The sequence below is a fragment of the Pseudomonas sp. EA_35y_Pfl2_R5 genome, from assembly GCF_963970805.1.
GTDB lineage: Bacteria > Pseudomonadota > Gammaproteobacteria > Pseudomonadales > Pseudomonadaceae > Aquipseudomonas.
The window spans coordinates 193,059-207,616 of the sequence record NZ_CAXAOW010000004.1 but is presented as its reverse complement, the minus strand read 5'-3'; the positions used below and the strand labels follow the sequence as shown (position 1 = coordinate 207,616).

Genomic DNA, 14,558 nt, shown 5'->3' with positions numbered 1-14,558 from the left:
GCAATGGTGGGTTACGGCGCATGGAAAAACAGTGGTGTTTGCCTGCTCCCGGTTAGCGCCTAACCCACCACGCATTACCGCGTCTTGCAGCGTAAAGCGGTTCAGGCAGCTCAACTGATAACGGGTAGATCGCTATAAAAAAAGCCCCTGCCTAGGGGTAACCGGCAGGGGCCAAGTGACCCTTGAGGAGGGTCTCAGTGTGGTACGGGGGTAGCTGGCCTACGTCGTGCGGCCAGCAGACCGTATGCGGTCAAACCAAGCAGCAGCCATAGGCCAAGCGTCATATGCAGCCTTACTCCGAGCCGACTTGGCGCAAATACGGCGCGGGGGCTGCGCCGAGGTTGCTCAGCACCCGCTCGCTGTACCAATCGATAAAGTTAACCACGCCAAACTCATAGGTCTTGGAATACGGGCCTGGCTGGTAGGCGGTGGAGTTGATGCCGCGCTGATTTTCTTCGGCCAGGCGACGGTCCTGATCGTTAGTCGCGTCCCACACCTGACGCATGCGCGCCACGTCGTAGTCGACGCCTTCAACGGCATCCTTGTGCACCAGCCACTTGGTGGTGACCATGGTTTCCTGGGCGCTGATCGGCCACACGGTAAAGACGATAATGTGATCGCCCATGCAGTGGTTCCACGAGTGCGGCAGATGCAGGATGCGCATCGAACCGAGGTCTGGGTTCTGGATGCGCCCCATCAGTTTGTTGCAGCCCTGCTTACCGTCCATGGTCATGGACACCGTGCCTTTGAGCAGCGGCATGCGCACGATACGGTTACGCAAGCCAAAGCTGGCGTGGGCGTAGGGAATCTTCTCGGCGTCCCAGGCGGCTGCGGAGGCGGCCACATGATCCTTGAAGGCCTGATCGGCGCGCGGGTCGGTAACGTCGTCCCACTCCAATAGGGTGTTGAGCAGCTCCGGATGCGAACCACTGCAGTGGTAGCACTCGCGGTTGTTCTCCAGCACCAGCTTCCAGTTGGCCTTTTCCATCAAGGTGCTTTGTATCGCCACCTTGGTGTTCTCCATGTCGTAGGGCTCCATGTAGTGGGCCAGGGTGCTGAGGAAGTCATCAATGGCCGGCGGATTCTCGGCCAGGGAGATAAAGATGTAGCCGCCCGCGACCTTGCAGTTCACCGGTTTGAGGCCGTATTCCTTCATGTCGAAGTCGGCGCCCATCTCGGTGCCGGCAAACAGCAGACGGCCGTCCAGCTCATAGGTCCATTGGTGGTAGTGGCAGACCAGCTTGGCCACCTTGCCTTTGTCGCTGGTGCACAGACGCGAACCGCGATGGCGGCAGACGTTATGGAAGGCGTGCACCACGCCTTCGGCGCCACGGATCACGATGATCGGGTTGTCACCGAGTTGCAGGGTCAGATAGTTGCCCTTGGCGGGAATTTCGCAGGTCATGCCGGCAATCAGCCACTCCTTGTGGAAGATCTCCTGCATGTCGATCTGGAACAAACGCTCGTCGTTATAAAACGGCTGCGGCAAGGAAAAAGTGCGCTCGCGGGTCTGCAGCATCTCGGCGGTGGCCTTGCGTGCGGGCTCCAGCGGATCGCCCAGGCTCAGAGTAGAAGTGACGTCCATCGGTAACTCCTCAATGGCGACTCGCTCGGCGAGTTGCCGCAATAAAGTGGCTAATAGCAAGTCTGCTAACGCGTCGATGCGAGTCGCGTTGCACGCCAGCAGACCCTCACGCAAGGTGGCGTCATTGCCCCGTTTTGCGCCTGCCGATGGCGACTGGGTAAACGGAGAATTCGCTCGTAACCTTTTTGCTTCGGCTGGCTGCGAGTGTGGGGCTGAGCGTAGGCGAAACCTTATCTATGGGCGACATGGCCACATCCGTTTCCGACGCGGTAAATCAAGGCCTGCGCGGCAGGTCGCGATAAGCATGTAAATGTCGCTGGCAGATAAATGAGCCTGTCTGCCAGTACGCACAATCCATCGCATACAAGGCCGATATCCGGCCACGCGCGGAGACGTCCATGACGACGAACGACTTCCTCAACCCAGTTACCACGCAGACTTGGAGCAATGGCCGGCATATGGTGCGCTGCGTCAAGGTTATCCAGGAAACCTGGGACGTACGCACTTTCTGTTTTATGGCCGATCAGCCGCTGTTGTATTTCTTCAAACCAGGGCAATTTGTCACCCTGGAGCTGGAGATCGAAGGCCAACCGGTGATGCGTTCCTACACCATTTCCAGCTCGCCATCGGTGCCCTACAGCTTCTCCATCACCATCAAGCGAGTGCCGGGCGGCAAGGTCTCCAACTGGCTGCACGATAACCTTAGTGAAGGCGACGAGCTGCCAGCGCACGGTCCTGTCGGGCTGTTCAACGCCATCGATTTTCCCGCCGACAAAGTGCTCTACCTCAGCGGCGGCGTCGGCATTACTCCGGTGATGTCAATGGCGCGCTGGTTCTACGACACCAACGCCAATGTCGACATGGTTTTCGTGCACAGCGCGCGCTCGCCCAAAGACATCATCTACCACCGCGAGCTGGAACATATGGCCGCGCGGATCAACAACTTCAGCCTGCACGTGATCTGCGAAAAACACGGCCTGGGCGAGGCCTGGGCCGGTTATCGCGGCTACCTCAACCAGAAGATGCTGGAACTGATTACCCCGGATTATCTGGAACGGGAAATCTTCTGCTGCGGCCCTACGCCCTACATGAATGCGGTCAAGCGCCTGCTCGAAAGCAATGGCTTTGATATGCAGCGTTACCACGAGGAATCCTTCGGTGCGACGCCGCCGGAAGTACGCGCCGAGGTCAAGGAACTGGCCGCCGAAGCCGCCGATGCCGATCCGGTACCTACGGCTGACCAGCACCAGGTGGCCTTCACCAGCACCGGCAAGAGCATCCGTGTCGACCCAGGCGAAACCGTGCACGCCGCCGCCGCCAAGCTCGGCCTGCATATTCCCAAGGCCTGCGGTATGGGTATCTGCGGCACCTGCAAGGTAATGAAAACCTCAGGTGAAGTGAGCATGGAACACAACGGCGGGATCACCGACGAAGATGTGGCCGAGGGCTATATCCTCTCCTGCTGCAGCGTGCCGCAGGGTGATGTGGCGATCGAGTATTGAGGGCGTTGTAAGCCCAACACCACACACAGTAAAACGCCGCACTCTCCATCAAGGTCGGTGCGGCGTTTTTGTTGGGCGATGTACCCGTTATGTGTTGAGTCGTCCGGGACGGCTATGCGATGTATGGGCCGCGGTAATACTTACGCCGCGCGGGTTGCGTTGCGATACCTATAACCAGCCCAGCGCCGCTGGGCCCACCCTAAAAAGCGGCTTGCAACATAGTGTGGGGATATAGCCTTTTGTTTGGGCGGCGCAGGTTGGTTTTTGTAGGGTGGATGGCGCTTCACCCATCCACCGCCCGACAATCGCAATGGTGGATGAGAAAGCGCCATCCACCCTACACCCTGCGCCCGCTATCGCGGGCAAGCCTTACAGGTTATGGCTGCGACTTAGAGCCTGACACTGGCAAAGGTCGACTCCCCCTGCGCCCGCGTCAGCGCCGCCATGGCCGAAGACGGCGATGGACGCATCAGATCTTCCGGCATTGGCAGCAATGCCACCACATGACCGCCCTGCTGCCCCGCACGCTCGTCGCGCGGCGGGATGCCGAAGTATTCGCGGTAGCACTTGGAGAAGTGCGGGGTGGAGACAAAGCCACACACCGAGGCCACTTCGATAATCGACATGCTGGTCTGCTTGAGCAGCTGACGCGCGCGGATCAAACGCAACTTGAGGTAGTAGCGCGACGGCGAGCAGTGCAGGTATTTCTGGAACAGGCGCTCCAGCTGACGGCGCGATACATCGACGTAAAGCGCCAGCTGATCGAGGTCGATCGGCTCTTCCAGGTTGGCTTCCATCAGCGCGACGATTTCCTGCAGCTTCGGCTGGTTGGTGCCAAGCATGTGCTTGAGCGGCACGCGCTGGTGATCCTGCTCGTTGCGGATGCGTTCGTAGATAAACATCTCGGAAATCGCTGCCGCCAGTTCACGCCCATGCTCACGACCGATCACGTGCAGCATCATGTCCATCGGCGCGGTACCGCCGGAGCTGGTGTGGCGTTTGCGATCAATGGAAAACAACCGGGTGCTGACAGCCACACGCGGAAAAGCCTCCTGCATGGCGGCGAGAAACTCCCAATGCACACTGCAGTCGTGGCCATCGAGCAGCCCGGCCTTGGCCAGGGCCCAGCTGCCAGTGCATACCGCGCCCAACTGTGCACCATGACGCGCCTGGCTTTGTAGCCACTGCACATGCTCGCGGGTGACGCTGTGCTGGATGTCCACGCCGCCGCAGACAATCACCGCATCCAGGCGCGGCGCCGTAACCAGGCTGGCGTCCGGAGTGATCTGCAGGCCGTCACTGGCGCAGACCGGCAGGCCGCTCTGGCTGAGGGTATGCCAACGGTACAACTCCTTGCCGGACAACTGGTTGGCCATGCGCAGCGGCTCAACGGCAGACGCCAGAGAAATCAGGGTGAAGTTGTCGAGTAGCAGAAAGCCGATGGACTGCGGCGCACGGCTCTGGGGTTGTGCCCCTTGAGTGGACTGTGACATCAGGTAAACCCTCACGCGAAGCAAAGCACGGTAGTGAGCCCCTCTGCGGGATGGCTCTTCTTATGGTTCTGGAACTGCACAACGCCAGATCGACAACCGGCACAACGCAAAGGCCGTGCCTAAATTGATTGGGTGTTCAATAAAAAGTGGGTGGATTAGTCCATCACTAGTGCCACTAGGCGTTGGCAGGAGCGACATTAGTATTCTGATAGCGACCTAAAACGCCCGTTTAACGGGCGTTTGAGCATTTCGGTAGCACTGGTGACCAGGGAGTCTGTCACCCCGCTACGCAGGGTAAAACCGCTGCGGTAACGGACCAACGGTCGAGCCGTATTCAGCAGCCTTGCGCCGCCTTTTTCCGCTGCACTGAACGGCTCTGCACCACAATTGTGCGCCGCTGATTGAACGCGGGCCTCAACACTCGACGGCACTAACCGCCAACCCTCCGCGCGAGGTTTCCTTGTACTTGTCATGCATATCGGCACCCGTGTCGCGCATGGTGCGGATCACCCGATCCAGCGAGATAAAGTGCTGACCGTCACCGCGCAACGCCATCTGCGCCGCGTTGATGGCTTTCACCGCCGCAATCGCGTTGCGCTCGATGCATGGCACCTGCACCAGGCCGCCGACCGGATCGCAGGTCAGGCCGAGGTTATGTTCCAGGCCGATCTCGGCGGCGTTTTCCACCTGCTCGGGCGTGGCGCCGAGAATCTCCGCCAGCCCCGCCGCCGCCATGGCGCAGGCCGAACCGACCTCGCCCTGACAGCCGACTTCAGCACCAGAGATGGAGGCGTTCTTCTTGCACAGAATGCCGATAGCCGCGGCAGCCAGCAGGTAGTCGACCACATTGGCTTCGCTGACTGCCGGGCTGAAGCGCACGAAGTAATGCAGCACTGCGGGAATGATCCCCGCCGCGCCATTGGTCGGCGCGGTGACCATACGGCCGCCGGCGGCGTTTTCCTCGTTGACCGCCAGGGCGAACAGATTGACCCACTCCATACCGCTCAAGGTCGAGCCGATCACATTGGGCTTGCTCATTTCCTGCAGGCTGCGGTGCAGCTTGGCAGCGCGACGCTTCACATTCAGCCCGCCGGGTAGGATGCCCTCGTGCTGCAAGCCCTGCTCAACGCACTCGCGCATGGCCTGCCACAGGCGCATCAAGCCGCTATTGATTTCCGCCTCACTGCGCCAGGCCTTTTCGTTGGCCATCATCAGCTCGGAGACGCGCAAGCCGTGCTCCTTGCACAGACTCAACAGTTCCTCGGCGCTGCTGAAGTCGTAGGGCAGCGCGGTGTGATCCTGATCCAGCTGGCCACTGGCGGCCTGCTCGGCGTCCACCACAAAACCGCCGCCGACCGAGTAATAGGTGTTTTCGTGCAATAGGCTGCCGTCAGCTGCAAACGCGCTGAGGGTCATGGCGTTGGGGTGATAGGGCAGGTTTTCTTCCAGCAGAAGCATGTCGCGCTGCCAGTCGAAGGCGATACCAACACGCCCGCCGAGCTGCAACTGACCACTGGCCAATAACTCGGCGATACGCGGCTCGATGCTGCTCGGGTCGACCTGATCCGGCCACTCCCCCATCAGCCCCATGATCACCGCACGGTCGCTACCGTGCCCCACACCGGTGGCCGACAGCGAGCCGTATAGGCGCACCTGCAAGCGTGCGGTGCGTTCCAGCAAACGCCGCTCGGCCAATGCGCCGCTAAACAGCGCCGCCGCCCGCATAGGCCCGACGGTATGCGAACTGGACGGCCCGATGCCGATCTTGAACAAGTCAAACACGCTGATAGCCACGACTCTCTCCTGCACTGATGCTACGTGCAGGCCATGATCAGGATTTCCCCAGCGCACAGTCGCCCCACACCGACTCGCTCATGCCTAAATCCGTCAACGTCTCATCCATACGGCGGATCGCAAGTGCGGAGTTTTCTGTAGCCCGGATGCAATCCGGGGAATCTATGGCTATGCCTCGATTACCTGTTCCATGCAGCAATTCCCTGTAGGAGCGCGATTTTCTCCTCCGGATTTCACCCGGGCTACCGGCTCACACGTTCAAGCGCTGCCGCAACAATTCACGACACCAGCATTCCAGTTACGACTTCACGCATAGGCAGCGCAGGAAAACTGTCGGCATGATCGCCGCGCCCATGGAACGGCCAGCCACGCTCGCCCTGCCCGCCCCGTGGTCCGATTGCGCGCCGGCACAGAGGCGCCCCGTCCATGCATTTGGGAGAAGGTTTGATGAAACTGAATATGCGTCGCGGCCTACTGGCCGCTGCCTTGTGTACACCGCTGCTAGCGCAGGCTGCCGACCCATCCAGCTGTAAGCTGATTCGCTTCGCCGACGTTGGCTGGACGGATCTGATCACGACCAACGCCGTGACCCGCTTGGTACTCAGCGAGCTGGGCTATCGCTCGCAGCTCAAGCGTCTCTCGCTACCGGAAACCTTCAAGGCGCTGCACGACAATGAAGTCGACGTGTTCCTCGACACCTGGCTACCCAGCTCAGAGAAAGATATCCGCCCCTACCTGGACGACGGCTCGGTGGAGCTGCTGGCAGTCAATCTGGAAGGTGCCAAATACACCCTGGCAGTCAACCAGGCTGCCCACGACGCCGGTCTCAAGGATTTCGCCGATATCGCCAAGTTCAGCCAACAGCTCGACGGCAAGATTTACGGAATCGAACCGGGCAACGGTGGCAATCAGCTGATTCAGCAAATAATCGACAAGAACGCCTTCGGCCTCGCCGATTTCAAACTGGTGGAATCCAGTGAGACCGAGATGATCCTCCACGTCAAACGGGCGGACCATCTAAACAAATGGGCGGTATTCCTCGGCTGGGAACCCCATCCGATGAACAACCAGCTGAACATGCGCTACCTCAGCGGCGGCGATGACTATTTCGGCCCAAACCTCGGTGGCGCCACGGTCTATACAACCGTGCGCAAGGGCCTGGTCAGCCAGTGTCCGAATCTCGGTCGGCTGCTCAAGAACATCCGTTTCAGCCTGGAAATGGAGAACGACCTGATGGAGGCGATTCTCAACAAGAACACCAACCCGCGACGCGAGGCCAAAGCGTGGCTCAAAGCCAACCCAAAAATACTCGAGTCCTGGCTGGTGGGCGTAACAAGACTGAACGGTCAATCAATAAAAACCGCCGAAAACCTGTCAAGCGAAAATTAATTTGTCATTTTTCTCGAACACCGCGCAGCCCCCTAACCATAGTGTCTGCGGCTAATTTAAAAGCTGCGAACCACGGCCGACGCGGCTTACAGCCTTGGCAAGCGGGGTAAAAAGTCTGTTATGGTTTTTTTAGCAAACGGTATGTCGCCGCGTAACACGTCAGAGTCGTAAACCGACAATTGCGGCAATTTGAAGACTATATCGTTGAGTCAGCCGATTTCGTCGCTCTGACCTCCACCGGAGGCAGAGACCGGGAGCCCACAGCCCCGGACCGAAGAACATATAAGCGCTGGCTCCTTACTGATGGGTGCCAGCCCAACAAGAAATTTCGGATGTACGTGCGCCTCGGATTGAGGCGTGAAATTCCCAAGGATTGGGCTTCGTAACACTGCCAGAGGGTATGGAACGCGGTTTGCAGCACGGCACAGTAAGGTTCACTCAACAGCCCACCCCAGTTTCGCCCATTGCTCACAAGGCAACTGGCGCATTGCAGCGGTTGTGCCTGAGCGTCCCTGATCTGCAGCGCAGCAAAGCACGGTGCCAACCTCGCAACCCAGCAAACACACAGGCAAGAACAGTCGGCATCACCGCACGAACGCCAGCTGGCGTACGCCCGGTTCCGCAGCACTGATCTGGATGTCTACTGAGGGGAACAGTCCCATGCAGTCTGGAAAAATCGTCGTCGAGAACCTCTACAAGGTTTTCGGCTCACAACCGCAAGAAGCCATCGATCTGCTCAAGCAGGGCTGGAGCAAGGAACGTATTCTTGCGGAAAAAGGCGCAGTTATCGGCGTCAGCGACGTGTCCTTCAGCGTCGAGGAAGGTGAAATTTTCGTGCTCATGGGCCTTTCCGGCTCCGGCAAATCCACCTTGATCCGCCTAATCAACCGTCTGGTTGAACCCAGTGATGGCAACGTCTACATCGATGGACAGAACGTCGCCAAGATGCCCAAAGCAGAACTGATTGATCTGCGCCGCCGCGACATGAGCATGGTCTTCCAGTCCTTCGCCCTGATGCCCTCGCGCAGCGTGTTGGACAACGCCGCGTTCGGCCTGGAAGTGGCCGGCAAGAGCAAGAAGGTGCGTGAAGAGCGCGCCATGCAGGTACTCAAACAGGTCGGCCTGGACACCTTTGCGCACAAGATGCCGCATGAGCTGTCGGGCGGCATGCAACAGCGCGTCGGCCTGGCCCGCGCCCTGGCGGTCGACCCGTCAATGATCATCATGGACGAGGCGTTTTCTGCCCTCGACCCGCTCAAGCGCCGCGAGATGCAAGACGTGCTGCTGGAGCTGCAGAAGACTGATCGCCGCACCATCATCTTCGTCTCCCACGACATCGAAGAAGCCATGCGTATCGGCACCCGCATCGGCATCATGGAAGGCGGCAAACTGGTTCAGGTCGGCACCCCGCAAGAGCTGATCGACAACCCCGCCAACGATTACGTGCGCAACTTCTTCAACACCGTCGACACCAACCGCTACCTCACTGCTGGCCAGCTGATGGCCGACAGCGTGCCGATCTACGTGCACAACGGCAAAGCGCCGGATGCGCAAACGGTCTGCCAGGAACTGCAGGCGCTGGACAAGCACTACGCCTTTATCGTCGACGAGCAGAACAATTTCCAAGGCTCCATCAGCCTGGAGAAAATTGCCCTGCTGGTCGAGGGCGGCACCAGCTGCGGCCTCGATGGCGATGTGCTGAAGCAGATCAATCCCGTTTCCGAAGGCACCCCGCTGGATCAGGTCATCGAACGCCTGGTAGACAACGAAGGGCCGATTCCGGTGATTGACGAACACGGCCATTACAGTGGTGCCATCAGCAAGGGTCGCCTGTTGACCCGCCTGCAGGGAGAGTCCCATGAGTGATAAACAGCTCGACCTGGGGAGCTGGGTCAACGACATGGTGCAGCATCTGCTGGACAACTACAGCGATGGCTTCGACAGCGTCGGCGCAGTGGTCAATGGCTTCTCCGAAGGCATCGAATGGCTGCTGATGCTGCCACCAGCCTGGCTGCTGATCGCCATCTTCGTCGGCCTCGGCCTGTGGCGCATCAGCTACAAGTTCGCCATCTTCACCGCCGTGGCCTTTTTGCTGATCGTGCTTACCGGCTTCTGGGAACAGACCGTGGTGACCCTCGGCCTAACCTTCTCCGCCACCCTGATCAGCCTGCTACTGGGTATTCCACTGGGCATCTGGGCAGCGCGCAGCGAGCGAGTGGCGACCATCATCCGGCCGATCCTCGACTTTATGCAGACCATGCCGGCATTCGTTTACCTGATTCCCGCCGCCATGCTCTTCGGCCTCGGCCGCGTACCGGGGATCATCGCCACGGTGATCTTCGCCATGCCACCGGCGGTGCGCCTGACCAACCTGGGTATCCGCCAGGTGAATAAAGAGATCATCGAGGCCGGCCAGTCCTTCGGCTGCACCCCGCGTCAGCTACTGTTCAAGGTCCAGCTGCCCAACGCTATGCCGTCGATCATGGCCGGGGTCAACCAGACCATCATGATGGCCCTGTCGATGGTGATCATCGCCTCGATGGTTGGCGCCGGCGGCCTGGGTAACGACGTACTGGCGAGTATCCAGCGCCTGGATATCGGCCTGGGCTTCGAAAGCGGCATGGCCGTGGTGCTGCTGGCGATCATTCTCGACCGCATCACCGAAAGCTTCGGTACGCCGCAAACCAAACGCAGCACGTTATTCAGCTGGGTCAACAGCAAGCTTCAACGCCAGTAATCTAAATTTAACCATCACAGGGAATCGCAGATGAAGACGATTAAACAGCTCGCAGGTGTCGGCCTGCTCTCCGCGGCCATGCTGCAAAGCGCCTGGGCGCAGGAACCGGAGAGTTGCAAGATGGTGCGCTTCGCCGAAATCGGCTGGGCTGACATCGCCGCCACCACTGGCGTAGCCATGACCCTCAGCGAAGGCCTGGGCTACCAGACTCGCAAGATCATGGCCTCCGTCCCCATCGCCTTTACCGGTGTACAAAAAGGCCAGATCGACGTCTTCCTCGGTTACTGGGCCCCCTCGATGGACGCAGTAATCGAGCCCTTCACCAAGGATAACGGCGTCAAAGTACTGCCCAAACCCAACCTCGAAGGGGCCAAGTACACCCTGGCCGTGCCGACCTACGCAGCAGAAGCCGGGCTGAAAAGCTTTGCCGACATCGCCAAGTTCAAAGACCAACTGAACGGCAAGATCTTCGGCATCGAGCCCGGCAACGACGGCAACCTGTTGATCGAGGGCATGATCAAGAGCGACCAGTTCGGCCTCGGCGACTTCAAGATGGTCGAATCCAGCGAAGCCGGCATGCTGGTGCAGCTGCAACGCGCGGTGAAGAAGAATGAACCCGCGGTATTCCTCGGCTGGGCACCACACCCGATGAATACCCAGTTCGATATCACCTACCTGGAAGGCGGCGATGACGTCTTCGGTCCGGACTTCGGCGCCGCCAAGGTCTACACCGTCGTACCGCCAGATTACGAAGCGCGCTGCGCCAACGTCGGCAAACTGCTGAACAACCTGCAATTCACCGTGGAAATCGAAAGCCAGCTGATGGAAAAGGTTCTGGATAAACAGAATCCCACCGAAGTCGCCAAAGAGTGGATCAAAGCCAACCCGGCGATCCTCGACCAGTGGCTGGCCGGCGTCACCACCTATGACGGCCAGGACGGCGTTGCAGCAGTGAAGAAACACCTCGGCATGTAAGCCACACCGCGCCGTCCAGGTAATTAATGGACGGCGCAGTGAATCACCCAACGTATTGCGCAACCCAACCAGCGAAGCCACATGGCTATCGCCTGGGTTGCTGCAGCCGCGATTTACCGCGCGGCGCTGATAGGAACCGGGCCATTACCTAGCCCGAATGCAATATGGGAACGGACTCGCCGGCAAAGCAAGACCCGGACTGCAACCGGGCGACACAACCGCAACATCTTTACCCAGCAAGCCCGCAAGAAGAACGCGCCAGTAACTCACTGAACTGCCACTCTCACTGACGGAGCACAACCTATGCGAAACCTGAAAAACCTCTGCCTGCAAAGCCTCGGCGTCGCCGCCCTGGCACTCGGCATGAGCACCGCCATGGCGGCGGACAAACCCACCCTGAAAATCGGCTATGTAAACGGCTGGGACGACAGCGTTGCCGCCACTCACGTAGCGGGTGAAATCCTGCAAAGCAAACTCGGCTACACCGTTGAGTTGAAGCCCGTAGAGCCAGCCATCATGTGGCAGGGCGTAGCCCGTGGTGACCTCGACGCCACCCTCTCCGCCTGGCTGCCCGCCACCCACGGCGAATACTTTGAAAAACTCAAAGACAAAGTCGAAGTGCTTGGCACCAACTACGCCGGCGCCAAAATTGGCTTGATCGTACCGGACTACGTACAAGCCAAATCCATCGCCGACCTGCAAACCTACTCCAAAGACTTCGACGGCAAAATCACCGGCATCGACGCCGGTGCCGGCGTGATGCGCCGCGCCGAAGAAGCGATCAAGGAATACGCCCTCACCGACATCAAACTGATGCCAAGCTCCGGCCCGGCCATGGCCACCGCCCTGACCCGCGCCGAAAAAGCCCAGAAGCCGATTGTTGTCACCGGCTGGATCCCGCACTGGATGTTCGCCAAATGGAAACTGCGCTTCCTCGATGACCCGAAGAAAGTCTTCGGCGATGACGAGCACGTCGACACTGTGGCCAACCCAAGCATCACTACCAAAGCCCCAGAAGCCGCTGCCTTCCTGAAGAAATTCTCCTGGAGCGGTGAAGAAGTCGGCAGCGTAATGCTTGCCATCCGCGAAGGCGCCAAGCCGGAAGAAGCCGCCAAAGACTGGATCAGCAAAAACCCAGAGCGCGTCGCCGAGTGGCTTAAATAAGCCAAGGCAGCACCTCTATATAGAAGCGGGCTACGGCCCGCTTTTTTGTGGGCGCGAAATGGGGAGTGGGAGAATGTTCTAGACAGTGGGATGGGGGGCTGGATAGGGTTGGAGGATAGTGGCTTGCTATCGCCTAACTATTGAGCTTGCACTACTTATTTACGACATGGAAAGCGGGAACAAAACAATGAAATATATCTCACAAATATACAAAGGATTTGAGTTTGAACTCTCCGCAGTAAATGTATTTCTTGGCGCGAACGGAGCAGGTAAATCAACATTCCTCAACGAGGTCCGCCAATATTTTATAAGCCAAGGCAATAACAACCTCGTATACGTTGAGGGCGGTCGAACAATAAAAATCAACGACACCCTACAGCTTAACCGTCAGAATTTTCAGCAGTATGACCGCCTTGACCAAGCCAAGACCCAGCATGAGAATAAAAGAAAATCTTCTCTAGCCGACAGAGTTTTTGACGCATTAATCGTCTTGGACAAGCAAGGCCAAGAAGAAAAATCTAGACATTCAGATGCGGTCGAAGCGTGGATCGAGTCAGGTTCAAGTGGGGATTGCCCAACAAGGCGCCAACCCCCGCTTGATAGAATGTTTGAAATGTTTAATGAAATATTTCCTCTAATTGAACTTACATTTAACACCGAAGCAAGGCGACTGATGGCCAATAAAAACGGCGTTACATATAGCCCCTCTCAATTTTCCGATGGAGAAAAACAAGTCTTTTCAATCCTAGCTGACTTTATAGGACTAAGCGAAAAGCACGAATTTATAATTGTCGATGAGCCTGAGTTAAATTTACACCCCGAATTAGCCGAACGAATCTGGACACTCATCGAAAACGGATATCCTGAAAAGACTTTCATCTACGCATCACACAGCATTAATTTCTCCCTCAGAGAAAATGTTAGCTCCGTATATATATTAAGTAATGACGCTGAAAAAATCACTAGAGTTGATAGCTTTGAAGATCTCGAAAGAGTGGAACTTTCAGCCTTTCTAGGCGGACTCCCGGGTATCCTTTCGACTAATAAGGTTATCGTCACAGAGGGCCACGACAAATCATTCGATTCAATTTTCTATAGATGGCTGACAGAAGAGAATTCAATTGAGATATATCCCGGCGGAAGCTGCACCGATGTAATAGACATTGTAGGGAAGTCTGGGCTATGGTCTAAAATTTCTACAAAAATTTCACTTGCTGGAGTTATAGATTCTGACTACCGATCGCCTGAGTATTTAGCAAACTTTAACGCACAAGGTATTGTGTCGCTACCTTTCCATGAAGCTGAATCATTTCTTTGCACGCCTGAGGTTATAGTTGCAGTTAGCAATAGAATCGGCTCACAAGAAAAAGAACTTACACTAACAGAAGTAAATGACTACATATTCTCCAGCTTGGAATTTGCAAAACTCAGCATAGCCGCCAAAAGGGTATTTTCTAAGTCAAAAATAACTCTTGGCGTAAGCCTAACCAAGAAAGTTCTCACCAACGCAAACAGCACATCTCAAATAATTGAAGAGTTAAAAAGCGTAGCTGAAGAAGAGGTTAAAAAAGCCATTGAAATGTGTGATATAAAAACACTAGAAATCATGCTGACAGAAGAAATATCAAAGATAAATCTTGCTATAAGCGAAAAAGATTTAAATTCGGCACTACTTTATCTTCCCGGGAAAGAGCTACTAAACAAACTCGCCCCGAAAGCCGGCTGCCGAAATGGCGACGACCTTATGCGATCATTAAAAAGAAACTTCAAACCAAGTGACTTCCACAAATTAAACCAGCTAAAAAACTCACTACTTACAGCAGTTGGCTGCTGATAATTAACTTAAATCAATAATGCTGATTCACGACCTCCAACCCCGCTTTATCACTACAAGTAAACCCATAACCTATCTTTAACAA

10 protein-coding genes are annotated in these 14,558 nt (G+C 57.1%); 7 read left to right on the top strand and 3 right to left on the bottom strand.

Annotated features, from left to right (window positions below):
* Window positions 1-292: 292 nt before the first annotated feature.
* A complete protein-coding gene (gene gbcA, locus AACX99_RS11035; protein WP_339411784.1) occupies window positions 293-1,585 on the bottom strand; it encodes a glycine-betaine demethylase subunit GbcA in 1,293 nt (430 codons plus the stop codon).
* A gap of 398 nt (window positions 1,586-1,983) precedes the next feature.
* Here gbcA and gbcB point away from each other — a divergent pair, with 398 nt between their 5' ends.
* The gene (gene gbcB / locus AACX99_RS11030) at window positions 1,984-3,087 is read left to right on the top strand and encodes a glycine-betaine demethylase subunit GbcB (RefSeq protein WP_339411783.1); all 1,104 of its coding nucleotides are present in this window, start codon (window positions 1,984-1,986) and stop codon (window positions 3,085-3,087) included.
* A gap of 389 nt (window positions 3,088-3,476) precedes the next feature.
* Here the strand turns inward: gbcB and AACX99_RS11025 are convergent, their stop codons facing one another.
* Both AACX99_RS11025 and AACX99_RS11020 read right to left on the bottom strand, forming a co-directional pair.
* Window positions 3,477-4,580 carry a GlxA family transcriptional regulator gene (locus AACX99_RS11025; protein WP_339411782.1) on the bottom strand — a complete coding sequence of 368 codons (1,104 nt, stop codon included), beginning with the start codon at window positions 4,578-4,580 and terminating at the stop codon, window positions 3,477-3,479.
* A gap of 414 nt (window positions 4,581-4,994) precedes the next feature.
* A complete protein-coding gene (locus AACX99_RS11020) occupies window positions 4,995-6,374 on the bottom strand; it encodes an L-serine ammonia-lyase (protein ID WP_339411781.1) in 1,380 nt (459 codons plus the stop codon).
* Between the two features lie 447 nt (window positions 6,375-6,821).
* On the opposite strand from AACX99_RS11020, the gene choX reads away from it, so the two are divergent.
* From choX to AACX99_RS10990, 6 genes are all read left to right on the top strand, one after another.
* Window positions 6,822-7,763 carry a choline ABC transporter substrate-binding protein gene (gene choX / locus AACX99_RS11015; RefSeq protein ID WP_339411779.1) on the top strand — a complete coding sequence of 314 codons (942 nt, stop codon included), beginning with the start codon at window positions 6,822-6,824 and terminating at the stop codon, window positions 7,761-7,763.
* Window positions 7,764-8,423: 660 nt separating this feature from the next.
* Window positions 8,424-9,629, top strand: coding sequence for a quaternary amine ABC transporter ATP-binding protein (locus AACX99_RS11010; protein ID WP_339411777.1), 1,206 nt, complete (start codon window positions 8,424-8,426; stop codon window positions 9,627-9,629).
* Window positions 9,622-10,500 (top strand): ABC transporter permease, encoded by an 879-nt coding sequence (locus AACX99_RS11005; protein WP_339411775.1) that lies wholly within the window; start codon window positions 9,622-9,624, stop codon window positions 10,498-10,500. Before AACX99_RS11010 ends, AACX99_RS11005 begins: the two co-directional genes overlap by 8 nt.
* A 30-nt stretch (window positions 10,501-10,530) precedes the next feature.
* A complete protein-coding gene (locus tag AACX99_RS11000) occupies window positions 10,531-11,475 on the top strand; it encodes a choline ABC transporter substrate-binding protein (RefSeq protein WP_339411774.1) in 945 nt (314 codons plus the stop codon).
* A 303-nt stretch (window positions 11,476-11,778) separates the two neighbouring features.
* Window positions 11,779-12,639: a glycine betaine ABC transporter substrate-binding protein gene (locus AACX99_RS10995; protein WP_339411773.1), complete on the top strand. Its 861-nt coding sequence runs from the start codon at window positions 11,779-11,781 to the stop codon at window positions 12,637-12,639.
* Window positions 12,640-12,826: 187 nt separating this feature from the next.
* Window positions 12,827-14,473, top strand: coding sequence for an AAA family ATPase (locus AACX99_RS10990; RefSeq protein WP_339411771.1), 1,647 nt, complete (start codon window positions 12,827-12,829; stop codon window positions 14,471-14,473).
* The last annotated feature ends 85 nt before the right edge of the window (window positions 14,474-14,558 follow it).

Bases quoted from the DNA above. Each gene is read 5' to 3' on its own strand.
- gbcA (WP_339411784.1), bottom strand. From the start codon at position 1,585: ATGGACGTCACTTCTACTCTGAGCCTGGGCGATCCGCTGGAGCCCGCA.
- gbcB (WP_339411783.1), top strand. From the start codon at position 1,984: ATGACGACGAACGACTTCCTCAACCCAGTTACCACGCAGACTTGGAGC.
- AACX99_RS11025 (WP_339411782.1), bottom strand. From the start codon at position 4,580: ATGTCACAGTCCACTCAAGGGGCACAACCCCAGAGCCGTGCGCCGCAG.
- choX (WP_339411779.1), top strand. From the start codon at position 6,822: ATGAAACTGAATATGCGTCGCGGCCTACTGGCCGCTGCCTTGTGTACA.
- AACX99_RS11010 (WP_339411777.1), top strand. From the start codon at position 8,424: ATGCAGTCTGGAAAAATCGTCGTCGAGAACCTCTACAAGGTTTTCGGC.
- AACX99_RS11005 (WP_339411775.1), top strand. From the start codon at position 9,622: ATGAGTGATAAACAGCTCGACCTGGGGAGCTGGGTCAACGACATGGTG.
- AACX99_RS11000 (WP_339411774.1), top strand. From the start codon at position 10,531: ATGAAGACGATTAAACAGCTCGCAGGTGTCGGCCTGCTCTCCGCGGCC.
- AACX99_RS10995 (WP_339411773.1), top strand. From the start codon at position 11,779: ATGCGAAACCTGAAAAACCTCTGCCTGCAAAGCCTCGGCGTCGCCGCC.
- AACX99_RS10990 (WP_339411771.1), top strand. From the start codon at position 12,827: ATGAAATATATCTCACAAATATACAAAGGATTTGAGTTTGAACTCTCC.